Raw genomic sequence first — 22,461 nt, 5'->3', positions numbered from 1 at the left:
CAAAAATATTATTCTATATAATTGGTGTTTATCAAATAAATTGATAAACAATAACTCAGATTTGAAATAGAATATTCTAATTTCTCAAATTAGTACTTTTTGACAAAAAATCCTAATTTTTGCAGATTTTTAATTCCAATAAGCAGGCAAAAACACCATTGTCCTTTTAAATTTTTATTTTTGGGTTTTACATTCATTATTTTGAATTTTTCAGCACTTAAACTCGATAAAATCCTTATCGCTAATCTTGAAAAACAAAAGCTTTCTTCGCTTACACCTATTCAAGAAATAGCTATCCCTGCCATTTTGGAAGGTAGAGACTGTTTGGCGATTGCCCCAACTGGCACGGGAAAAACGGAGGCTTTCGCCATCCCTATTATTCAGCGCTTACGAACCAAGATTACCGCAGACCACCTATCGGTCCTTATACTCCTTCCTACACGGGAGCTCTGTATACAAACCAAACAGCGCATATCAGGTCTTATCGATGGTATGGGTTTGACTATCGCTAGTTTTTATGGTGGGGGAACTTATGAAAGTCAGCTTGAAGTTTATCCAAAAGCCCAGATGATCCTTGCTACTCCAGGACGTTTGTTGGATTTCATTGAACAAGGTATTATCGATCTAAAAACGATAGATACATTGGTGATCGATGAATTCGATCAATTGTTGGATCTCGGTTTCACGAAAGAACTCAATAAAATTATCGGCACATTGCGCGCTGAGAGACAAACCATTTTCAGTTCAGCAACGAAAACCGTTGAAATCGAAAAAATTGTTCGAAAGATATTAATTAACCCTGTTGAGATCACCCTAGAAGCAAAAGCAAAAAAAGGCCAAATAGAAGAATCTGTACTCTATGTCGATAAAAATGATAAAAAAAATCTTCTCCGTTATCTTCTTGAAAACCGTATTTCACAGCAGGTAATTGTTTTCACGCGAACAGTTCATGCTGTCGAACGGATCGCAACCGATCTAGATCGACACGGTATTTCTTGCTCGGCATTATATGGCGATAAATCACAGCAAAAACGAGAAGAGATTATTGATAAGTTCAGACAAAAAGAGGTACGTGTATTAATTGCGACGGACCTCTTGGCTCGAGGTGTAGATTTTCCAGACTTAGAGGCTATTATAAACTACGAGATTCCGGATACTCCTGAGCTCTATACGCATCGAATAGGTCGAACAGGCCGTTCGGAAGCCGCGGGAAAGGCGTTTACCTTTTGCGATGCAGAGGACAATGAAAAGTGGATAAAATTACAGTTATCCTTAAAACGGCAAATTAAAATTGATGATCAACATCCTTATTTATTGAGCTGGGAGAAAATGCTTTCCAGCAGCCAAAACAATCAACGAAAAGGCACCTCGAAATCAAGAAAACGTCGTTAATTAATAAATATTCTTTTACTTTTACCAGCAAATCAAAAAATCATAATCCGAGATGAATACAATACATTTATTTGACGATAGCAACAATGCGAATGATAATCGATTGGGAGACCTTGAAAAAACGATTATAATAAATAGCCTGATGGAAGTTCCCTTTGAAGAACGGGATGAAGAGTGGCGTGATATATTTCTGGCTAATATTGCTGAATGTACCTTAAAATTAGCAGAAACAGAAGTGGTTGTTGGGCCTGACGGATTTCCCTATTTTCAACTCGAAAGTGTCCCTAAGGATCAGAACTTTCAGGCTTTTGTCATTAAAAATCGGCTAAAGGATTTCGTGTTGCCAAAAGGTTTTGGTATTGCTATCAATACACAAAATGAAAACCCTGACTGGGTATTCACCTATGGCGACTTAGTTAACTACTTTTTAAATGCAGAGTTTTATACAGATGAAAGTGTTTTCTCAAAGAAAAATGAACAAACCATTATAGGCAAAGATGAAGAAATATTAGTGGGGCAACCTGCCGAGACAATTCTCCCACAGGCTGTCCGCACCCAATTACGTGAATTTCTGGATTATTATGGTGTAAAGAACGCAAAGGTTATGCTCCTTGCCCGTAATTATAAAGATGAAGAAAATGCTTCACAAGATTTGGCATTCAATATCGTTGCAAATCAATTCAGGACTGAAAAAGAATTTACAAATATCATGGAAGCAATAGGCTGGTTTCTTCCCAGACATTATTCCTATATCGGATTGGATGAATTTGCAGTAGACAATGGTTTTATGCCACTGTAAAAAAACAGAAACTAAATATATACAAACATAATTAACCCATGTTTCCATTTAACGTAAGAGTGTACGGAATATTGATCAATGAAAATCAAGAGGTATTGATCAGCGACGAAAGAACGGAAAATGTTTCATTTACCAAATTCCCTGGTGGGGGCTTAGAATACGGGGAAGGCTTATTGGATGCTTTGATCCGGGAGTATCAGGAAGAATGTGATTTTGACATTGCTGTGGTTAAGCATATTTACACCACAGACTTTTATGAGAAATCAAGCTTTAACGATAGCCAAATCATATCGATTTACTATCAGGTAAAGAATACCTCAGCTATTCAGATCAGAACGACTACCAAAGCTTTTGATTTCGATCCTGATCAGAAACCTGAAGATAATAAGCTTCAATCTTTTCGATGGGTACCAATTGAATCGGTTTTAACGGAAGATTTGACCTTCAAAACAGATCAAATCGCCTGGGAAGAATTCTTAAAAACAGTCAAGTAATAATAATTTTTCAATTTTCATCATTTTTATTTGTATTTAAAAAATAAAGACATATCTTTACGTAAACCAATGGAAATACTTGATTTTTTTAAAGTATTGACCTTAATAATTACATTTTATTATTTATTTGACATCTCGCATGTGACGAGGAATAAAAGTAGAGAAGCGTGGGATGGAGACATACATTGGTTTATTGAATTTGTAAATTCCTAGTCCTATAGGTTTTTTAATAGTTAGTGTGATTTTATGGCGATACTCCCCGTATCGCCTTATTTATTTGACACTCGTTTTCCAGCCCCTATTTGAATCCCATATAAGAAGCAAAACAAAGGTTTTTGTGTAAAACATCAACATTTTTAAAGCCAACTTGTGTCAATAAGTTTAGTTGGTAGATCAGCGATCTTGGCGTATCCTCATGCTCGATATAGTCAAAAACATGATCACGATACTGTTCATCCTTCAGGTTAGTTAAGTATTCACCATATTTTTCCCTGTAAATTAATTTTTGAAGCTGTTCATTATTTTGCTCAATCAAATCAAAAATCCACAGACTTCCTCCGGTTCTCAATAAGCGGAACAGCTTGCTAAACGCATTTTCCCAATCGTTATCATCTCGAAGATGATGTAAAACGGATGTTGCGATAATGACATCAAATTTGTTTTCCTCTAAAGCTGCAGCACGAAAGTCGCCTTTAATCAAATGAATTTCTCCATTGGTTAATTTTCCAACGCGTTCCTTTGCTCTATTTAACATTGGCTGGCTCAAATCCAACAGACTAACATTTGGATTAGACTGCAATTTTTGCAATAGTTTTACGTCGTAATTGCCAGCTCCACATCCAATGTCCAATATATTTTGAGCGTTTGGATAAAGACTAACAATGGCATCCGTAATAAGCTCCATGTTCCATACAGCATCCAATGTGGTTGCTTGACCTGTTTCTAAATTTGAGAACCGTTCGACATCATTGTCAAACCGTGTTTCAATCTCCTGTAGCGTCGCTTTGTTCATTTGTAAATTGTTTATTCTCTAAAGTTCAGATAGATTCCCCGTACAGCAGTATCTTACACTGTCTGGTCGGGCGTATTTTCATCCATTAATTTTTAATAATTTAAAGGTAGGACTAACTGGAATTCATTAAAAATATTTATTTTGTCATCAATTCATACCAAAAAAGTATCGATGGAAATCCGACATCTCATTTATTTCAAAACAGTAGCCGAAGAGCTTCATTTTGGCCGAGCAGCAGAACGCTTATTTATGTCCCAGCCGCCATTAAGCCGGCAGATTAAAGATCTAGAAGACGAATTAGGGGTTATTCTTTTCTTCCGAACCAACAAACGCGTCGAACTAACGGAAGCAGGTAAATACTTTTTGGAGGAGGTTGTGGAGATCCTACAGAATATCGAGCACAGCAAAACGATCACCAAACAGATCCACAACAATATCTCAGGAGAATTCAAACTGGGCTATATTAGTTCGACACCTAAGAAAATGCTTGCTACGGTATTAAAGCAAATTCAACAGAAATTTCCATACTTAAGAGTTAGTCTTTTCGAAACATCGACGCAGAAACAAAAATTGGCGCTCGAAAATGGAAAATTGGATCTGGGTATTATGCGTGCTCCAATTTATTCAAGTGAATTGCTTACCACTCCCCTTTTCGAAGACCCTATGGTGATTGTAGGTCATTCACAGGTGGAATTTAATGCGATCAACTTTTTTAATGAAAGTTTTATTTCCTTCAATCAGAAATACGCATCGGAATATCATCGGCTTGTTATTAATACCTGTAACCGCATGGGATTCGAACCCAAAATTGTACATCAGAGCAATTCGATGTCTTCCATCCTTGAGTTGGTGTCACAAGGCTTGGGCATGGCAGTCGTCCCTGCGTCCACTATCAAACAATACCCGCATTTAAACCTAAAAATCATGAAGCTTGAGGATATGGATAGCAAAACAGAAGTGATCCTGGTCTCTAATATAAAAAGTAAAAACAGTGCATTAGACGAATTTATAGCATGTATCCAGAAAGAGTATCTTGATTTTAATGCATCCTAAAGAGATATCTATTGAAATTCCAGCATAAAAAAACGGAGTCAGCATGTTGCTGGCTCCGTTTTTTTATGGGTTGAAGAGCGATATTACCTCTTCTCAAATTTATATGCTAAAGTTGCCATAAAACTACGCGGCGGAATCGGATTCACACTATAGTTTTCATGGATATAATAGTTAAACGCGTTGGTGATATTGGATAATTTACCCAAAATACTCCAGTTTTTATACGCATAACCAGCGGAGAAATCTATGGTTGTAAATGGACTAACGGAGATCAAACGATTAAGACCGTCGCGTACGTTGATCTTTGTATTATTCCAACCTGCATTACGTCTACCTGTATAAAATGCAGAAAAACCTAATTTCAGTCCCTTAACTGCTCCATTTTGAATGGTATAAAACACGGTTCCATTAGCCGTATGTGCTGTAGTTCCTACCAAACGTACATTTTCTTCGTTTCCAGAGATTTCAGTCACTTTCTCCTTACCATCAACGATGGTTGTATAACTTGAAATTGGATTGGTTTCGGTATAACGCATATAATTGTAGGAATAACCGGCGATAACATTCAATCCTGGAAGTAAGGTTCCAGTAACATCAACTTCCAATCCGCTGGAAGCCGTCTTTCCAGAAAATTCTTTCATATTTGCATCGCTATTGCTTGTTCCATCCGGAAGTACCAATAATTGTTGGGCAAAGCGATTGTTATTAATTCTATACCAAGCAACATTTGCGGATAACCTACCATTGAAAAAGTCATTTTTCACACCTGCTTCATACTGATCGATGATGGAGGGAGCCAAGGGTTGATAATTCACATCGTATCCCGAATTCGATGTAAAGTTATTTGCATAAGTAACATAGACACTCGATGAACGGATCGGCTGATAGATCAATCCAAATTTAGGCGACCATGCTTTGTCGACTTTTGCTCCGATCGGATTTTTTTGACCATCTAGATTAATAATCTCTTCCGATTGATTCGTCGCATAAGTATACTTTTCCGAATTCGGTGTACGCTGATACGTATAGCGAACACCAGCCAATACTTTAAATTGTTCAGTAACTTCTATTAAGTCCTGAAAAAATGCACCATAACGGAAGATATCCGTTGTTGTTTTGGTCAATAGATCAGCTTGTGGCATATCTGTTCGAAGTCCATTTCCCGAAGCCAAATGCTGCGCAGTTTGTGAGGGATTAAAGACATAAATGGAATCGTATACACCGCCCACATTTTTAGATGCATCAATTTTATAGGCATACGCATTTGAATGCGATTGATCGGCATCTGCTCCCACCAGGATCTTATGCTTGATAGATCCTGTTTTTACAGTTCCGGTTAGATTCAATTGCTGGTTGGCCGTAAACTCATTTGATTTGGATCGGGTTAAACTCCGCGGAGCAATTCCATTTTTATTCGCTTGAATCCGATCTGATCCATAATAATCACGATCGTATGTTTGGTAACTTGCTATTGCGTTTAAATTCCATGAATCATTAAACTTATGGTTCAAATTGATCTGCCCGTTTGAGGTATTTGTTCTGTTGAAAGCAAAAGGCACATTCATAAAAGTGTTTCTGCCAACTTCATTATTCAACTTTCCATCCACAGTTCCCATTCCAAAGTCTGGAGTAAAATCACTTTTTAAGTAATCGAATGTAAAGTTGAGATCAGTTTTATCGGATATTTTATATAAAACAGAAGGATTCACGTAAGTACGTTTTGATGTGACCTGATCCCTAAAGCTACCCGCCTTTTCATAAGTTCCGATAACGCGGAATGCAACCTTATTGGAAATTGGACCATACACATCCACTGTTGGTTTATAGAAGTCATAACTTCCTACGCGCATTGAAGCCTCGCCTCCATAATAAAATTTAGGCTTTTTCGTAACTAGATTTACAACGGCCCCACCAGATACACCGCCATATAACAAAGCAGAACTTCCTTTTAAAATCTCTACAGATTCCAAAGTGCTTGCCTCAATCGAACCTCCATTGTTGGTTCGCGCACCATTTTTAAATATATTATTCCCGCCTAAGCTATAGCCCCTTGCGTAAAAATTTTCGTTGACCCCACCGCGATTCGCTCCCATCGCGACACCGTTTGCATTTTTTAGCGCGTCACTCAGGCGATTAACCTGTTGATCCGCAATAACCTGTTCGTTTATAATTTGTACACTCTGCGGCAAATCCCGATCAATAATACCTGCTTTACCTACATTAACAGTTTTACTGTTATGCGAGTTGTAGCCCACCACTTCCACTTGTTCCAATTGAGATTCAGAAATATTCAAAGAAACATTAATGGCTGTCGCCTTTCCATTTTTAACCTCGATGGTACGCTCCTCAGCTCCATTTCCGATACTTTTGATCCGAATAGTATAGGTTCCATCTGGAAGATTAGAAAAATGGAAGCTTCCATCACCGGAAGTCGACGTAGACCTACCTAAAGAAACTATGGTTACTGTAGCCGATTCAATTGGTGCACCATCTTTGGTTTTAACACGGCCATGTATCCCCTTACTTTGCGCCGATGCATCCAAATGAATTGCTCCTACCAATCCTAGACTTAAAACAAGTCCTAGAAAAGTTCTTTTCATGTTAATAAATTGTGAGTTCGTAAAAATTATTTGTCGGCGCAAACATACGATATTATTTTATTGTTTAGAATAGTTTTAAATAAAAATAGCTTGTTATTGTAATATGTGAATGATTCAGCTATGGAGCATTTATTATATGTTGCAAGGATTCATTGTAACTATTTCTATTAATCATAAGGATTTCATTACATTTATACCATAACTAACATTCCAACCAATCAATTCAATGAGAAAGCATAAGCTCCTACTCTCCGTCTTTATTTTTCTATTCTTTCCCACATTTTTGTTGGGCCAGCACACACAGATCGATCATGATCTCACAGAAATTATGCGTCGGTATAATGCTGTAGGGCTCAGTGTGGTCGTCGTCAAAAACAATAAAATTGAATACCACGAAAATTATGGTTACAAAAACCTGGAAACCAAAACGGCTCTCGGAGAAAATGACCTCTTTAGAATTGCTTCTATTTCAAAGTCATTCACTGCAACATCATTAATGCAATTAATAGCAGACGGCCGATGCAAGTTAGACGACGACTTCGGGGATTTGATAGGTTTTCCAATCAGAAACCCCAATTATCCAGAAAAAAAAATCACACTCCGGATGATCCTTTCTCATACGTCCAGCGTCAATGATAAAAACGGTTACTTCAACCTAGATGTCATCAATCCGTCCAAGAACCCAAATTGGAAAGATTCCTACAATCTTTATGAACCCGGCACACAATACCAATATTGTAATCTCAATTTTAATATGGCAGGAGCCGTCCTAGAGAAACTGACCAATACACGTGTCGACAGCTACATTGTTAATCATATCCTCAAACCGCTCAACTTATATGGTGGTTACTGTATAGACTCCTTGGATCAGAAGAGATTGGTTTCCTTATATGCCTTTGATGAAAAGGGAAATCCACATGAAGAGCCCAGTGCCTATAATCCACGTCGGGAAGAACTCAATCAGTACATCTTGGGGTATAGCACTCCTGTGCTTTCTCCGACAGGTGGAATGAAAATATCTGCCTTAGATTTAGCCAGATACATGATGATGCATATGAATTACGGCCATAGTCAGAAAAAAAACATCATCACTAGAAAGTATGCGAAGATTATGCAGACAGCTGTAAATAAAGAATCGGGCTATGGGTTAGCGATTATGAACAATGCAAAAATTGTCCATGGTGTTACCCTGACAGGACATACCGGTTCGGCATATGGACTATATAGTGCCCTGTTTTTCAATCCAAAGAAAAAATATGGATTTATTGTGATAACCAATGGCTGCAATATTCCCGATAGCGATGACTTCAACCCTTTGCTTAAAGACTGCATAGGAGCCTTGTACGATGCATATATCAAATAGGCAACAGCTTACATCAAATAAACAAAAGCCAAACCAATAAAATCCAACCTTGTTGCTGAGGCTTATGGGAAAAACCAGAGGCCCTCGGATCGAATGGACAATAACAAAAAAAAGCTGCAGATTTTGCAGCTTTTTTTTTTGTTATTTTTACTATTTCTTGTTTTCTACCCAATTTACAATAGCCGGGTCCAGCGGATTCGTCGCTGAACGGAAACGATGTACAAGTTTACCGTTCTCATCAATCAAAAACTTTTCAAAGTTCCATTTGATTTCACCTTTAAAATCTGGGTTCTCCTGAGCGGTCAAATACTTAAACAAGGGTGATATTTGATCTCCTTTGACATCGACCTTTTCGGCCATTAGAAAATCAACACCATAATTTTGTTCACAAAACTCTTGAATCTGCGCATTTGACCCGGGTTCCTGTTGTCCAAAATTATTTGCCGGAAAGCCAATAATGACGAGCTTATCGCCAAAGGTTTTGTGCAATTCCTCCAGATCTTTGTACTGTTTTGTGAAACCGCATTTTGAGGCTGTATTCACGATCAATATTTTCTTTCCCTTGAAATCGGACATTTTCACTTCTTGCCCATCAAGTGTCGTAAACTTAAAATCATAAAAATTGGGATTGCCAAATAACATTGACATATACACCATAATAGTTGCAATAATCATATTTAATTATTTTAAAGACTTAACAATGAATTACTCTCTCTTTCCAGTACCGCATCAAAAAGCTCGTTGATAGGAGATTTTAAAATGGTACCTACCTTTATCTGATGTGTTTCACAGACTTCCCGTAAAATTAAATCAAAACTATAAGCAATAGAACCTACAAAGTGACATGCATATTTATTATAGTCCGGATAGGTCAAAATCGAAGCTTGAACAAATTCTTCGAATCCACTCTTTACCAGATCAATAATAAAGGGATGGGTAATATTATCGGACATGAACGGCGCAAACGATGCTAAGAAAGCATTTGGGCGTTCTTTTTGATAAACATTTTTGATCACGATCTCTTTATTGATTCTGTATTTGTTCGCAAATTTTTCGTTCAGATCTTTCGGCATACGGCCATATAGAAAAAGTCTGACAAGATTTTTTCCAAAATATGCCCCCGACCCCTCATCACCCAATACATAGCCATTTCCATTATGCGAGGGCATCAGCTCCTCTCCATCAAAAAAACTCAAATCAGACCCTGTCCCTAATGTCGCTACATAACCTTTTTTATTACCACAGGTCGCTATAGCACTCCCAAAAAGATCATTCTCAACAGAAATGTAAGCATTTTCGAATAAGGGTGTCAATGCATTTGAAACCATTTCCCGACGATCAGGTGTAATGCATCCTGCACCAAAAAAATACAACTCAGTAACTTCATCGGCATAGGGAATAATTTCGGGTATTTCCTTAATAACACGTGTGATTTCCTTTTCATTCACAAAAAAAGGATTGAGTCCATTTGTACTGAATGAGATAGGCGCACTATCTGGCAATTCCAACTTCCAATCCGACTTTGAAGAGCCGCTATCAACAACTAAGATCATACAAATTCTTGATTATTTTCCCCCTATAAACTACTGTATCAAACTTAGCAAAAATTCTGATAAAAAACAGATTTTTTGCTTCATCTCCCCAGCCCAATAAAAACCGGTATTTCATCCAAAGCAGCTATTATGCCTATCGATTTACACCTCATTTCTTAAATAAATTTATGTATATTGGAGGGTACTATTAGCTGCTTCCCGTCATTGTTCTTTTTCTACTAAAAGAACAATGACGGAGCACGCTGATTCATAATTGTAGAACCAACAATCTATTTTTTTGTTTGGTTAAGCGTACGATACTTTTAATTTTGTAAGCTCATACTAAAATCATTTTTCATGGACAGTGACCATTTCAATATACCCGAAATACATTTTGAGGTATCATTTTCAGAAGCACAAGCTCATTATATCGAAGTAAAAATGAGCATCGCAAAGCTCAATCAGTCTTATGTCGATCTAAAAATGCCGGTCTGGTCTCCTGGATCTTATTTAATTCGTGAATATGCTAAAAACGTAGAACGATTCCGATCATTTGACAAAACAGGAAATACAATTGCCTACCAGAAAATTTCAAAGAACACCTGGCGAATACCCACAGAATCTTTGGATCAGATCGAAGTAATCTACGCCGTATACGGTTTTGAAGTTTCTGTGCGTACCAACTTTTTCGATGGTGACCATGCTTTCATTGTGCCTACGGCAACTTTCTTTCATATAGATGGCCGTATAGACAATCCTTCGACAATCAGCATAGCACTAAAAGATTCTTGGGCAAGTATATCAACTGGACTCGAACAAATTGAAGAACGTAAGTTTTATGCACCAAATTTTGACATATTATACGATACGCCCATCGAAGCTGGGAACCAGGATGTCTGGAAATTCCAAGCTGCCGGCGTCGAACATGAATGCGCCATGGTCGGAGGTGGAAGCTATGATAAAGAACGCCTGACGAAAGATATCACACGTATCGTCGAAGAGGAAACCCGCATCTGGGGTTCGAACCCCAATGAGCGATATGTCATTATTACCCACAACTACCAATCTGGAGGTGGAGGTCTAGAACATCTCAATTCAACAGTATTGGGAGCCTCGAGAAATGCGTATCTAAATGAGACAAGCTACAAAAACTATTTGAGTCTCGTTGCACATGAGTATTTTCACCTATGGAATGTGAAACGCTTACGTCCAAAAGCATTAGGACCGTTTAATTACGATGCCGAAAACTATACCACGGGCCTCTGGATCATGGAAGGATTCACTTCGTACTATGATAATTTAATTATTAAACGCTGTGGATTCTATGATGAAAAAGAGTACCTCGCTTTGCTAGCTAACGATTTCAACATTGTATTAAACCGTCCAGGGCATACGATACAGTCTGCAGCAGCCTCAAGTTTCGATACCTGGATTAAATATTATAAGCCTGATGAAAATTCGATGAATTCAGGAATTTCCTATTACAACAAAGGTGCAATGCTGACAGCATTGTTGGATATTAAAATTATTGCCGCTACAGAAGGTAGACTAAAATTGGATGATGTTATCCGCGAGGCTTATGAGGAGTTCTTCCTAAAACTTGATCGTGGATTTGAAGAAAATGAATTGAGAAGCCTTGCTGAACGTATCGCAGGCACTTCGCTGGACGACATTTTCAATGCTGCTCATCAGGACGGAGAACTGGAATACAACGATTATTTTAATCTCGTTGGTTATGAAATTGTTGATACCAATGTTAATAACAACACGTTGACACTAGGTATTACAACCAACAAAGTGGATGGGTTAATTTCGGTAGCGACAGTGGAAAAAGATTCTGGTGCGTATGATGCCGGATTAAGTGTAAAAGACGAACTGATTGCAATTAATAATAACAGGCTCGATGTTAAAGACAAGGAAATTGATTTCATTGTTCAACATGCCAAAGAGGGGGAAACATTAAACTTCCTGGTGGCACGAGATGGTTTAGTGCGAGAAATCCCTGTTCAAATCAGAAAGAGCAATAAAAAGATATACGAAATCCGTCCGCTCAAAGAACAAACTTTTCTACAGGAATTGCTAGGTAAAATCTGGATGGCCTAACACAGAAGTATTATCATTTAAAAAAAGAATAGCGGGAAATCCCGCTATTCTTTTTTTAAAATTTATATCTTACCGAAAAACCGATCGGATCAAATAATTTGATACTGGATTCGTTTAGAAAATCAAAATATGGTTTTACATCCAATGAGATTTGAAACGGTGCCTGCGGAATATTATATTCAATACCTACGATACCGTCAATACTTAGATTAAGCTGTGAATCAAATGAATGGCGCTGACCATCTATAATTTTGTCTTTCTCCTTATAAGAACCGATACTGCCACCAAAACCATAATACCAATTAAACCCAGCAGTCAATGGTTTATAGATTTCATATAAGCCCACAACGCGGAAACGGCGAAAATCAGAATTGCTCTGAATACTCATAATTCCTTCCAATGCATGGTCCGAGTTAAGCGTGTGACGATATGTAATTCCCTGAGCAGACCCGAATCGTCCACCAATAGCACCCCTATTGTCCAACTGAGCCATAGCTCTATTGGATAATGCTCCAAACATCAGCATTCCACCGACAGCCAAAAATATTTTTTTCATAAAAATCGTACGCTTTTTTTGCTTTACATTTTTCCAAACATAGATAAATTGCTTTTTATATGCAATATAATTGCAGTGCACATAAAAAACTATTTACCAGAACTTCCCCTACGAAGGACCTTTTCAATAGGGTAAATATCCATTACAGCTATAACGAAACAATGTTTAATTTGTTATGACAATAATCCCAAATTATCCAACTTTATTTCTGTATATTTAGGTCAATACAGCATGTAGTAGTAACCAAATAAACTCAAGTGATATGGGCAGAATTTTTGACTTTATAACCTTATATAAAGAAAAATACGCAAAGGACATCATGGTGGCAGGGCGAGATGGAAATGGCCAGTGGAAGACATATTCTACCAAAGAATACACCGACGCAATTGACACCTTAAGCAGGGCGTTACTGCAATTAGGTCTCAAAAAAGGTGATCGGGTAGGAATCATGTCCGGCAACAGACCCGAGTGGAATTTAGTTGATTTTGCCTGCAATCAAATAGGTCTCGCAACTGTCCCCCTCTATCCCACTTTATCCGCACAGGATCTTTCGTTTATTGTAAATGACTCGGATGTCAACGTACTATTTGTCAGCAACAGAGAATTGACGGACCGTATTGAACAAGCCATCAAGGAGCACGGTATACACCCGCAACTGTATACATTTGATGCTATTGAAAATTATACGCAGCTAAAAACATTCATCGAAACAGCAAAAGATGACGAAACCGACCTTGCTCCACTTCGAGAGGCTGTTACAGAAGATGATCTATTGACACTGATCTACACTTCAGGTACCACAGGACGCCCTAAAGGCGTATACCTGTCCCACAAAAATGTATACAGCAACGTCTTGGCATGCAATCATCTCATCCGATCGGATTTCAAAACAGCACTAAGCTTTCTTCCGCTATGCCATATTTTTGAACGCATGGTGGTATATATGTACTATTCGAAAGGAATCCAGATCTATTTCTCCGAGACCTTAGACAATGTTGTTGCCGATATCAACGATGTCAAACCGGATGTATTCACCACCGTACCCCGTGTCCTGGAAAAAGTATACGATAAGATTATTGAAAAAGGGAAAGCCTTAACTGGATTAAAAAAGAAAATTTTCTTCTGGGCTGTTGATCTTGGTTTGAAATTTCAAGAACCGGAGCATAATGGACCGCTTTACAAGTTCAAACTTGCGATCGCTAGAAAACTGATATTTTCGAAATGGCAAGAAGCTCTTGGCGGAAATATTAAGATCATTGTATCCGGTGGTGCAGCTCTTCAAGAGCGTTTAGCGCGTGTATTCTGGGCCGCTGGGCTTAATGTACTTGAGGGGTATGGCCTGACTGAAACATCTCCTGTTATTGCTGTAAACTCTTACTTGCCCAATGGGTTGAAATTTGGAACTGTAGGTAAACCCCTGAAAAACTTAGAAGTTAAAATTGCTTCAGATGGTGAGATTCTTGTCAAGGGCCCTAGTATCACGACAGGCTATTATAAAAATGAAGAAGCTACAAAAGAAGCTTTTGACGATAATGGTTTTTTCAAGACGGGCGATATTGGAGAAATTACGTCCGATGGTTTCCTAAAAATAACCGATCGAAAAAAAGAAATGTTTAAGACGGCAGGTGGGAAATATATCGCGCCCCAATCCATTGAAAACAAACTCATGGAGTCTACATTAATCGGACAAGTCATGGTTTTTGGAGAAAATAGAAAATTTCCCGGAGCCTTGATTGTTCCCGCATTTGATGTGCTGTCCAAATGGGCAAACCAAAAAGGTATTACCAGTGGTTCAAACGAAGAAATCATCAAAAATCCGGAAGTAATCCAAAAATATCAAGAAGAAATTAACCGATTATCTACTAACTTTGGACATTGGGAAATTGTCAAGAAATTTATTCTTCTTCCAAAGGAATGGACAATAAACGACGGTCAATTGACACCAAAATTGAGTCTAAAACGAAAAATTATTTTAAAAGAGAACGAAGCCGCAATCGACAAATTGTATCAGGAACAAAACCAAGAGTAACAATTTGCACGATTATTGGAGCTGATCATCTTATTATGAAGCACGTTACACTACGAGATTTATTTACACTCGCCTACTGGAAAAGCATTTGGCATGTCTTAGTTGATGCCTTTAATGGATTCAATGATGACAAATGTATGAAGAAGAGTGCTTCATTGGCTTATTATACCGTCTTCTCCATCGGCCCACTTCTTATGATTGTTATCTGGTGTATCGGATTTTTCTATGGAGAACATCTTCAAAGTGGATCTTCAGCGCAGGATCAGGTGCTGGAGGAAGTCATGGTTCTTTTTGGTCAGGATGTGACCACACAGATCCAGTCCTATCTTCAGAAGATAACTTTCGAGAATAAATCTAATATGGGGATCACGATTGGTATCGTTACATTGATTCTGTCCTCCACGACCTTATTCGTTGATATACAGGATTCAATAAACAATATCTGGAAAGTAAAACCGAAACCAAAAAAAGGATGGCTAAAATTAATCATCAACAGGTTGATTTCTTTTTCCATCGTGATCGCCCTTGGCTTTTTGCTAATTGCCTCACTCATGATCAACGGAGTTATCGTTGCCGTGACCAATTTAGTCATGACTTATTTTCCTTTTATTCCGATTGCACTCATTTCATGGGTCAATACGGGTATCACATTTTCGGTCATTGTCATTTTATTTGGCTTTATCTTTTCCTTCCTTCCGGATGCTAAAGTAAAATTCAGAGACATGCTTGGCGGAGCTATCTTTACAGGCTTACTTTTTATGTTAGGCAGGTACGGCATTTCAATCTATCTGAACCTTTCCTCCACAGCAAGCTTTTACGGAGCCGCAGGATCTATCATTGTCATGTTATTATGGATCTACTATTCGGCTGCGATATTGTACTTTGGCGCGGAATTCACCAAATTTTATGCCATTAAATTTGGCGCAGGCATTATTCCGTCTACATTTGCAGTAGCGGTTGAACAAACGGAAAAAGTTAAAAAAACAGGCAGCGACGCCGAAGCACATGTTGGAGATACTATTCAGGTCTTAAAATAAGTCGTCTATTTTTTCTCTTTTTTGCCACTAATGGAACCATCGATGCCAATGACATTGATGACTTTATCCCCAATTTGTGTAATATCGGATTTTAATCCCACCATAACGGTAAAAATATTCACAGGAGTATCCTGTATCTTCCTAAAATTATGGAGATAACCAAGCTCAAGCCCTAAAAAGAAGCCGTTAAATTTATAATCTGCTCCAGCACCTATTTTGCTGGAGAAATTCAGGTGATTTTTATTTTCCATCTTAATAAGCTTTTGGTCCGCGAGCACATTTGCCCTTGGCTCACTCGTCAATCCTACACCAGGGCCTACAAAACCATAGATATTCAATAATCGCATCTGCTTCCTAATGCCCCCCGAAAATGAAAGGGTATAGAAATTGGTATTTGCATCTTCGATACGATACTCAAAATTAGGATCGACCAATCGCTGCTTATACTTGAATGAAAGTGTATAAAGTGTGGGGGATACAAAAAACATTGGATTTTTCAGGGAGATATCCAAACCAATGCTACCAGAAAACTTTGGCGAAAGTATATCTTTGGTTTTTCCGATCGGGAAGCCCATTCCCGTTGTACCCCAATAGTAAACTTTTCGATAATGTATCGTATCAACACCGCCCTGAGCCCGCGCGAAAGTCCAACACAAAGAAAAAAGAAGAAAAGTAAAAAAGAAATGTTTCATTTAAATGCGTTCAATATTGAATAACAACAATATTAAACGCATTTTGTTCAAAAAACCGTCAGGCTACAGGTAACTTTTTGATTGTGGTCCTTGATTGAATAGCAAATCGATAATGCTTAAATCGGGATAAAATCCATTTTTATCAGAAAAAACCTGATAATATTCTTTTGGATCACGCAATACACTTTCTTTTTTAGGATGGATCAGGTTACGGAAATCGATCATTTCCGAAGGCGCAGCAACATATTCTTCCGTAAACCCTAATGTTCGTTTAAGTTTGATCGATTTTAGAATGAGTTCTAATTGAGCAACATTAAAGTCTACCAAATACGCAAACTTTTCCTCATAGAATTGCATAAAATCATCTTCATAATATTCAAAATATGCAGAGCTACGGTAAGCTGTCTGAATACTTAGCCAATGTAAACGCTGCCAGTCAAACTCATAGCTTATCCGAATATCTTTCATAGGAACACGTTCTTTATTGCCATGTTGAATGGGTACGATCAAATCCTGCACACCATTTGCTGAAGCAATGCGGGCCCGCGTACGATAACTCTGCTTTTGAAAATGCTCATATTTCTCGATGATCAACGGAAGATTATGCTCTTGTATCGTATGAAAATAGGATATTGGTGGAAGATAACATGCCGGAAGTAATAACTGCGATTCCATAAAAACTGATGATTTTTGTTATAAGTGACGCAAAAATAACTTAAATTAAGGATATTTGTAAAGAACACTGGGAATTTTAGCTATAGCATGAAACAAAAAGCGTTAAACGCATTAATCTATATCATCTCTCTTCTCCCCTATTGGTTTCTATATTTGATCTCCGATGGGCTTTATTACATACTCTACTATATTATTGGATATAGGAAGAATATTGTATTTCAGAACTTAAAGAATGCTTTTCCAGAAAAAACGGATAAAGAACGTCTGGTGATTGCCAAAAAGTTTTATCGTTTTTTCCCGGATCTTCTTGTCGAATCGATCAAATTGAAAACGATTACGGCTGAGGAAGTCAAGAAAAAGATAACTTTGGATAATGTAGAAGAATTGACGAAACACCTCGAAGCGGGCAAAAACGTAATTGGGGTGACCTCACATTATGCCAATTGGGAGCTTGGTATTCACCGTTTGAGCTTAATCACAAACTTCCCTACGCTGATTGTATACAAACCACTCAACAACAAAGACATTGACACAGTATACAATGATATGCGAGGTCGGTTTGGCGCCGAAATGGTACCAATGAAACAAATACTCCGTCATATTGTAAAGTTGAAGGGCCAGCCCAATATCAGTATACTCGTTGCCGATCAAACACCGCTGTATTCGGATTCCGATTATTTTATTAATTGGCTAAATCAGGAAACATTGGTCTATACAGGAGCCGAAAGACTTTCTAGAATAAGTAAAGCACCTGTGGTCTATTGCTATATCGGAAGAAAGCCCAAAAGAGGGCAATATTTCTGTAAATTCGTTACTTTAATCGAAGATCCAAGTGGCTTTGGAGAACATGAAATTACCGATATACACAATCAATTTGCTGAACAGCTTATTCGTGAAAACCCAGAATATTGGTTATGGTCACATAATCGCTGGAAAAGAAAACGTAGAAAATGAGTGAATTACCAAAAGTAGCTGTCGTTATCCTCAATTGGAATGGCCGATTTTTTCTGGAAAAATTTTTACCATCCGTATATAACAGTTCGTATCCGAATGTCGAATTTGTCATTGGAGACAATGCCTCCGATGATGATTCAATTTCATTTGTGAAACAGTACTATCCGACGATTACTATCCTTGAAAATGATAAAAACTATGGCTTTGCAGGCGGTTATAACAAAATACTGCAGCGTGTAAATGCTGATTACTATGTACTCCTCAATTCGGATGTCGAAGTGAGCCAAAACTGGATTGAACCAGTGATTGAGTACTTGGAAAGAAACCCTTCCCTAGCAGCAGCACAGCCCAAAATACGCTCATTTCATAACAAGCAGAAGTTCGAACACGCCGGAGCGGCCGGTGGCTACCTGGATTACTTTGGCTTTCCTTTCTGTAAAGGTAGAATCCTACATGAAGTAGAAGATGATGCTGGACAGTACGATAATGAATCCGAAATCTTTTGGGCATCTGGAGCGGCACTTTTTATTCGCTCAGAAGCCTGGAAAGAGGCAGATGGACTTGACGAAGATTTCTTTGCTCATATGGAGGAAATCGATCTGTGTTGGCGATTAAAGAAAATGGGCTATGGGATAGGCTATTGTCCTAAATCTATTGTTTATCATGTTGGTGGGGGCACCCTCAATGCAAGTAATCCCAAAAAGACCTATCTCAATTTTAGGAATAACATGGTCATGCTGCAGAAAAACCTGCCGCTGGGCAAAGCAATATGGATTATTTTCATCAGGCTTTGGTTTGACTTTGCAGCCCTTGCTAAGTTTCTGATCGACAGGAAACCCAAGGATGCCTGGGCAATCAGTCGCGCACATCAGTATTTCTTCTTGAATATTTTCAAAAATGCTAAAAAACGAAAAAAATACAAGGTGAAAGAAAATACAAAAGGGCAGTACACAAAATCGATTATCATTGATTTTTACACAAATAACAAACATAAATTTTCTCAGCTAAATCCAGAGGATTTCAAATAGCGTATTATTTCCCTGTAACATAAAATGCAGAAAAACGCATTTTAAAAATAAAGCAGTCATTACGACAAGATTCTTTATTTATTTTATTTAAACGTACTTTTTATTTGTAATTTTGCAAAATGTTGGTGATGGATATTGAAAAAAAGATAAAAGACTTAACGGCAGAGCTCAACCATTATAACTATCAATACTATGTATTGGCGAACAGTGTTATTTCGGACTACGACTTCGACCTTAAATTAAAGGAACTCGAAGCGCTGGAAGCTCAATATCCCAACTTTGCCGACCCCAACTCCCCTACACAGCGTGTTGGTGGAGACATTACCTCCCGATTTCAAACGGAAAAACACCGCTGGCCAATGCTTTCATTGGGCAACACATACAATCAGGAGGAATTACTTGACTTCGACCAGCGAATCCGCAAAATTATCGGCGATCACTTCGAATATGTTTGTGAATTAAAATTTGACGGTTTATCCATCAGCTTGACTTATGAAAATGGCCTGCTAAGTAAAGCCGTTACGCGCGGTGATGGTACACAAGGCGATGTTGTCACAAACAATGTTAAAACCATTCGTTCTATACCGATCAAACTCAAAGAAGGAGATTATCCAGATCAATTCGAAATACGAGGTGAAATATTTATGCACAAATCAGCGTTTCTCCGCCTGAATAAGGAAAGAGCCGATAATGAGGAGCAAACCTATGCCAACCCAAGAAATTTCGCCTCTGGAACCATCAAACTCCAAGATTCTGCTGAAGTTGCAAAACGCCCATTGGACTGTTTCCTTTACTTTTTGTACTGCGACAACAGAACAAATCTATTTCACGACCATTGGAATAGCTTAAACCATGTCAAAGACTGGGGGTTTCACGTCAGCGAGCATAGCAGAAAGTGCAGCACGTTAACCGATGTTTTTGCATTTATTGACTACTGGGATGTCGAACGTCATAACCTAGGTTATGAAATTGATGGAATTGTTATTAAAGTAAATGATTACGCACAGCAGGAGGAACTTGGCTTTACTGCCAAAAATCCGCGTTGGGCAATATCCTATAAATTCAAAGCAGAGCGTGTAGAAACCAAACTGAACTCGATTAGTTATCAAGTTGGACGTACCGGCGCTGTTACACCTGTTGCCAATCTTCAACCTGTACAACTGGCAGGCACAACGGTAAAACGCGCTTCCTTACACAATGCAAATGAAATCGCACGTCTCGACCTACACGAAGATGACACTGTCTTTGTAGAAAAAGGGGGCGAAATTATACCTAAAATAATTGGGGTAAACCTCGAGAAAAGATTAGCAGGATCAACAAGTTTTGTCTACCCTACATCTTGTCCGGAATGCGACACAGTACTCATACGACAAGAAGGGGAAGCCGTACACTACTGCCCTAATGAAACTGGATGCCCGCCACAAATTGTTGGCAAAATGCAGCATTTTATCGGACGAAAAATGATGGACATCGAAGGAATGGGAGACGAGACCGTAGATACTTTCTTCAAGAAAGGTTTGTTGAACAATATCGTTGACATCTATGGACTCAAAGACCATCAAGATGACCTACAACAACTCGAACGCTTCGGTCAAAAATCAATCGATAACATGCTCAACGGCATCGAAAAATCCAAAGAAAAACCTTTTGAAAAAGTTTTATTTTCGCTTGGAATACGTCATGTCGGCGAGACGATTGCAAAAAAATTAGCTCAGCATTTCAAAAATATTGATGCACTAGCACAAGCCTCGACAGAGGAAATCGAAGGAGTACAAGATATTGGACGCCGTATTGCGGAGAGTGTCAAAGAATACCTAGACAATCCAATTCATCAACAACAGATTGTCGCACTGAGAAATTATGGCTTAAATTTCGAAATTGAAGAAAAGGAGATCATCCTTGCTAGCAATGCACTTGAAGGGAAAACCTTCCTGATTTCCGGTGTATTTGCAGATCATTCACGTGAAGAGCTAGCAGCAGTAATTGAAAGCAATGGCGGAAAGATGTTATCTTCCATTTCTGCCAAATTAAGCTATCTCGTAGCGGGAGATAAAATGGGACCGTCCAAACTAGCGAAGGCAGAAAAACTGGGTATCCCGATGATTAATGATAAAGAACTCTTTGAACTCATTAATCCCAAGTAAGTTTTTTTAATTAAATTTATATAAATACAAAAACAAGATGAACGAGCTTCACGGCGCAGGGGTAGCATTAGTCACTCCTTTTAACTCAGATGAATCTGTTGATTTCGAAGCATTAGGTCAGCTAATTGACTTGCAAATCAACGAAGGTATGGATTATTTGGTTTCTTTAGGTACAACTGGAGAAGTTGCCACTTTAACCAATGATGAACGAAAGCGTATCTGGGATTTTACTGTCAAGCGCGTGAACGGTAGACTTCCTTTGGTTGCTGGAATTGGTGGAAATAATACTGTCGAAATTGTGGAACAAATTAAGAGCTTTGATCCAACAGGCTTCTGCGCGATTTTATCCGTATCTCCTTATTACAACAAACCAACACAAGAAGGCATTTACCAGCATTACAAGGCTGTTTCAAACGCCTCTCCACTTCCGGTTATTTTATACAATGTACCTGGGCGTACGGGCAGCAATATAACAGCACAGACAACATTACGACTGGCCAATGATTTTTCAAATATCGTAGCCATCAAAGAGGCTTCTGGAAATTTTGCGCAATTCAGCGAAATTCTACGGGATAAACCCACAGGATTTCTCTTGATCTCCGGAGATGATCCGGTTACCTTGCCGATGATGTCTCTTGGAGCAGCTGGTATCATCTCAGTGATCGGAAACGCGTTACCGAAAAAGGTCGCCACATTAGCTAAGTTATGCGCTGAAGGCAATTATGCGGAAGCTAGATCGATCCATAATGAACTCCTTGACATTACAGACCTGTGTTTTATTGAAGGAAACCCTGCTGGTGTAAAATATATTCTACAGGAATTGGGGATCGGAAAAGATCAATTACGACTTCCTTTAGTCCCTGTTAGCGAGAAAATACAGGCAGCTATCAAAGAAGAATTAAAGAAATTGAACTAAAATATAGCCTAGTTCGGTTGAGAAAAGTTTAGATCCCTCCAAAGGATCTAAACTTTTTTATTTCAAAGCTTTGCAACATAAC

General features: G+C 38.3%; 19 protein-coding genes. 12 read left to right on the top strand and 7 right to left on the bottom strand.

Annotation, left to right across the window (positions count from 1 at the left end; genetic code table 11):
* Nucleotides 1-180: 180 nt before the first annotated feature.
* From M2419_RS21210 to M2419_RS21200, 3 genes are read left to right on the top strand one after another with little or no spacing between them, the layout of a single operon-like run.
* Entirely contained in the window at nucleotides 181-1,392 is a 1,212-nt protein-coding gene (locus M2419_RS21210) for a DEAD/DEAH box helicase (RefSeq protein ID WP_159731305.1), read from the top strand.
* A gap of 52 nt (nucleotides 1,393-1,444) precedes the next feature.
* Nucleotides 1,445-2,191: a hypothetical protein gene (locus tag M2419_RS21205; RefSeq protein WP_153847723.1), complete on the top strand. Its 747-nt coding sequence runs from the start codon at nucleotides 1,445-1,447 to the stop codon at nucleotides 2,189-2,191.
* Between the two features lie 38 nt (nucleotides 2,192-2,229).
* Nucleotides 2,230-2,685 carry an NUDIX domain-containing protein gene (locus tag M2419_RS21200; RefSeq protein WP_153847724.1) on the top strand — a complete coding sequence of 152 codons (456 nt, stop codon included), beginning with the start codon at nucleotides 2,230-2,232 and terminating at the stop codon, nucleotides 2,683-2,685.
* A gap of 298 nt (nucleotides 2,686-2,983) precedes the next feature.
* Here M2419_RS21200 and M2419_RS21195 read toward each other — a convergent pair whose 3' ends face one another.
* Nucleotides 2,984-3,697 (bottom strand): class I SAM-dependent methyltransferase, encoded by a 714-nt coding sequence (locus tag M2419_RS21195; protein WP_153847725.1) that lies wholly within the window; start codon nucleotides 3,695-3,697, stop codon nucleotides 2,984-2,986.
* A gap of 141 nt (nucleotides 3,698-3,838) precedes the next feature.
* Here M2419_RS21195 and M2419_RS21190 point away from each other — a divergent pair, with 141 nt between their 5' ends.
* Entirely contained in the window at nucleotides 3,839-4,750 is a 912-nt protein-coding gene (locus M2419_RS21190) for a LysR family transcriptional regulator (RefSeq protein WP_228280122.1), read from the top strand.
* 83 nt (nucleotides 4,751-4,833) lie between these two features.
* Here M2419_RS21190 and M2419_RS21185 read toward each other — a convergent pair whose 3' ends face one another.
* Nucleotides 4,834-7,350 (bottom strand): TonB-dependent receptor, encoded by a 2,517-nt coding sequence (locus M2419_RS21185; RefSeq protein ID WP_153847727.1) that lies wholly within the window; start codon nucleotides 7,348-7,350, stop codon nucleotides 4,834-4,836.
* A 226-nt stretch (nucleotides 7,351-7,576) separates the two neighbouring features.
* Here M2419_RS21185 and M2419_RS21180 point away from each other — a divergent pair, with 226 nt between their 5' ends.
* Nucleotides 7,577-8,713, top strand: coding sequence for a serine hydrolase (locus M2419_RS21180; protein ID WP_259255565.1), 1,137 nt, complete (start codon nucleotides 7,577-7,579; stop codon nucleotides 8,711-8,713).
* 150 nt (nucleotides 8,714-8,863) lie between these two features.
* On the opposite strand, the gene M2419_RS21175 is transcribed toward M2419_RS21180, so the two are convergent.
* Both M2419_RS21175 and M2419_RS21170 read right to left on the bottom strand, forming a co-directional pair.
* The gene (locus M2419_RS21175) at nucleotides 8,864-9,388 is read right to left on the bottom strand and encodes a glutathione peroxidase (protein ID WP_075993996.1); all 525 of its coding nucleotides are present in this window, start codon (nucleotides 9,386-9,388) and stop codon (nucleotides 8,864-8,866) included.
* An 11-nt stretch (nucleotides 9,389-9,399) separates the two neighbouring features.
* Nucleotides 9,400-10,266, bottom strand: coding sequence for an N-acetylglucosamine kinase (locus M2419_RS21170; protein ID WP_153847729.1), 867 nt, complete (start codon nucleotides 10,264-10,266; stop codon nucleotides 9,400-9,402).
* A gap of 336 nt (nucleotides 10,267-10,602) precedes the next feature.
* Here M2419_RS21170 and M2419_RS21165 point away from each other — a divergent pair, with 336 nt between their 5' ends.
* Nucleotides 10,603-12,348, top strand: coding sequence for a M61 family metallopeptidase (locus M2419_RS21165; RefSeq protein ID WP_259255564.1), 1,746 nt, complete (start codon nucleotides 10,603-10,605; stop codon nucleotides 12,346-12,348).
* Nucleotides 12,349-12,403: 55 nt separating this feature from the next.
* Here M2419_RS21165 and M2419_RS21160 read toward each other — a convergent pair whose 3' ends face one another.
* Nucleotides 12,404-12,904: a hypothetical protein gene (locus M2419_RS21160; protein ID WP_120333413.1), complete on the bottom strand. Its 501-nt coding sequence runs from the start codon at nucleotides 12,902-12,904 to the stop codon at nucleotides 12,404-12,406.
* Nucleotides 12,905-13,166: 262 nt separating this feature from the next.
* Here M2419_RS21160 and M2419_RS21155 point away from each other — a divergent pair, with 262 nt between their 5' ends.
* Together M2419_RS21155 and M2419_RS21150 are read left to right on the top strand one after the other, a co-directional pair.
* Nucleotides 13,167-14,933 (top strand): long-chain fatty acid--CoA ligase, encoded by a 1,767-nt coding sequence (locus M2419_RS21155; RefSeq protein WP_159731301.1) that lies wholly within the window; start codon nucleotides 13,167-13,169, stop codon nucleotides 14,931-14,933.
* Between the two features lie 35 nt (nucleotides 14,934-14,968).
* A complete protein-coding gene (locus M2419_RS21150; protein ID WP_153847732.1) occupies nucleotides 14,969-15,970 on the top strand; it encodes a YihY/virulence factor BrkB family protein in 1,002 nt (333 codons plus the stop codon).
* A 5-nt stretch (nucleotides 15,971-15,975) separates the two neighbouring features.
* Here M2419_RS21150 and M2419_RS21145 read toward each other — a convergent pair whose 3' ends face one another.
* Together M2419_RS21145 and M2419_RS21140 are read right to left on the bottom strand one after the other, a co-directional pair.
* On the bottom strand, nucleotides 15,976-16,662 hold the full coding sequence (locus M2419_RS21145; RefSeq protein WP_075994001.1) for a hypothetical protein: 687 nt from the start codon (nucleotides 16,660-16,662) through the stop codon (nucleotides 15,976-15,978).
* Nucleotides 16,663-16,725: 63 nt separating this feature from the next.
* Complete coding sequence (locus tag M2419_RS21140; protein WP_259255563.1) at nucleotides 16,726-17,337, bottom strand: WbqC family protein; 612 nt, start codon at nucleotides 17,335-17,337, stop codon at nucleotides 16,726-16,728.
* An 87-nt stretch (nucleotides 17,338-17,424) separates the two neighbouring features.
* On the opposite strand from M2419_RS21140, the gene M2419_RS21135 reads away from it, so the two are divergent.
* The 4 genes from M2419_RS21135 (at nucleotide 17,425) to dapA (ending at nucleotide 22,379) form a co-directional block, all read left to right on the top strand.
* Nucleotides 17,425-18,291 carry a lysophospholipid acyltransferase family protein gene (locus M2419_RS21135; RefSeq protein ID WP_159731297.1) on the top strand — a complete coding sequence of 289 codons (867 nt, stop codon included), beginning with the start codon at nucleotides 17,425-17,427 and terminating at the stop codon, nucleotides 18,289-18,291.
* Nucleotides 18,288-19,319, top strand: coding sequence for a glycosyltransferase family 2 protein (locus tag M2419_RS21130; protein ID WP_159731295.1), 1,032 nt, complete (start codon nucleotides 18,288-18,290; stop codon nucleotides 19,317-19,319). Before M2419_RS21135 ends, M2419_RS21130 begins: the two co-directional genes overlap by 4 nt.
* Before the next feature lie 119 nt (nucleotides 19,320-19,438).
* Entirely contained in the window at nucleotides 19,439-21,463 is a 2,025-nt protein-coding gene (gene ligA, locus M2419_RS21125; RefSeq protein WP_182330800.1) for an NAD-dependent DNA ligase LigA, read from the top strand.
* Nucleotides 21,464-21,500: 37 nt separating this feature from the next.
* The gene (dapA, locus tag M2419_RS21120; RefSeq protein ID WP_159731291.1) at nucleotides 21,501-22,379 is read left to right on the top strand and encodes a 4-hydroxy-tetrahydrodipicolinate synthase; all 879 of its coding nucleotides are present in this window, start codon (nucleotides 21,501-21,503) and stop codon (nucleotides 22,377-22,379) included.
* The last annotated feature ends 82 nt before the right edge of the window (nucleotides 22,380-22,461 follow it).

The sequence above is a fragment of the Sphingobacterium sp. BIGb0116 genome (genome assembly GCF_024808035.1).
Classification (GTDB): domain Bacteria; phylum Bacteroidota; class Bacteroidia; order Sphingobacteriales; family Sphingobacteriaceae; genus Sphingobacterium; species Sphingobacterium paramultivorum.
The sequence above is the reverse complement of the archived record's forward strand: the minus strand, read 5'-3'. Positions and strand labels throughout refer to the sequence as shown.

What these genes read in the sequence shown, in the direction of transcription:
- M2419_RS21205 (WP_153847723.1), top strand. Translation starts at nt 1,445, where the DNA reads ATGAATACAATACATTTATTTGACGATAGCAACAATGCGAATGATAAT.
- M2419_RS21200 (WP_153847724.1), top strand. Translation starts at nt 2,230, where the DNA reads ATGTTTCCATTTAACGTAAGAGTGTACGGAATATTGATCAATGAAAAT.
- M2419_RS21195 (WP_153847725.1), bottom strand. Translation starts at nt 3,697, where the DNA reads ATGAACAAAGCGACGCTACAGGAGATTGAAACACGGTTTGACAATGAT.
- M2419_RS21185 (WP_153847727.1), bottom strand. Translation starts at nt 7,350, where the DNA reads ATGAAAAGAACTTTTCTAGGACTTGTTTTAAGTCTAGGATTGGTAGGA.
- M2419_RS21180 (WP_259255565.1), top strand. Translation starts at nt 7,577, where the DNA reads ATGAGAAAGCATAAGCTCCTACTCTCCGTCTTTATTTTTCTATTCTTT.
- M2419_RS21175 (WP_075993996.1), bottom strand. Translation starts at nt 9,388, where the DNA reads ATGATTATTGCAACTATTATGGTGTATATGTCAATGTTATTTGGCAAT.
- M2419_RS21170 (WP_153847729.1), bottom strand. Translation starts at nt 10,266, where the DNA reads ATGATCTTAGTTGTTGATAGCGGCTCTTCAAAGTCGGATTGGAAGTTG.
- M2419_RS21165 (WP_259255564.1), top strand. Translation starts at nt 10,603, where the DNA reads ATGGACAGTGACCATTTCAATATACCCGAAATACATTTTGAGGTATCA.
- M2419_RS21160 (WP_120333413.1), bottom strand. Translation starts at nt 12,904, where the DNA reads ATGAAAAAAATATTTTTGGCTGTCGGTGGAATGCTGATGTTTGGAGCA.
- M2419_RS21155 (WP_159731301.1), top strand. Translation starts at nt 13,167, where the DNA reads ATGGGCAGAATTTTTGACTTTATAACCTTATATAAAGAAAAATACGCA.
- M2419_RS21150 (WP_153847732.1), top strand. Translation starts at nt 14,969, where the DNA reads ATGAAGCACGTTACACTACGAGATTTATTTACACTCGCCTACTGGAAA.
- M2419_RS21145 (WP_075994001.1), bottom strand. Translation starts at nt 16,662, where the DNA reads ATGAAACATTTCTTTTTTACTTTTCTTCTTTTTTCTTTGTGTTGGACT.
- M2419_RS21140 (WP_259255563.1), bottom strand. Translation starts at nt 17,337, where the DNA reads ATGGAATCGCAGTTATTACTTCCGGCATGTTATCTTCCACCAATATCC.
- M2419_RS21135 (WP_159731297.1), top strand. Translation starts at nt 17,425, where the DNA reads ATGAAACAAAAAGCGTTAAACGCATTAATCTATATCATCTCTCTTCTC.
- M2419_RS21130 (WP_159731295.1), top strand. Translation starts at nt 18,288, where the DNA reads ATGAGTGAATTACCAAAAGTAGCTGTCGTTATCCTCAATTGGAATGGC.
- ligA (WP_182330800.1), top strand. Translation starts at nt 19,439, where the DNA reads ATGTTGGTGATGGATATTGAAAAAAAGATAAAAGACTTAACGGCAGAG.
- dapA (WP_159731291.1), top strand. Translation starts at nt 21,501, where the DNA reads ATGAACGAGCTTCACGGCGCAGGGGTAGCATTAGTCACTCCTTTTAAC.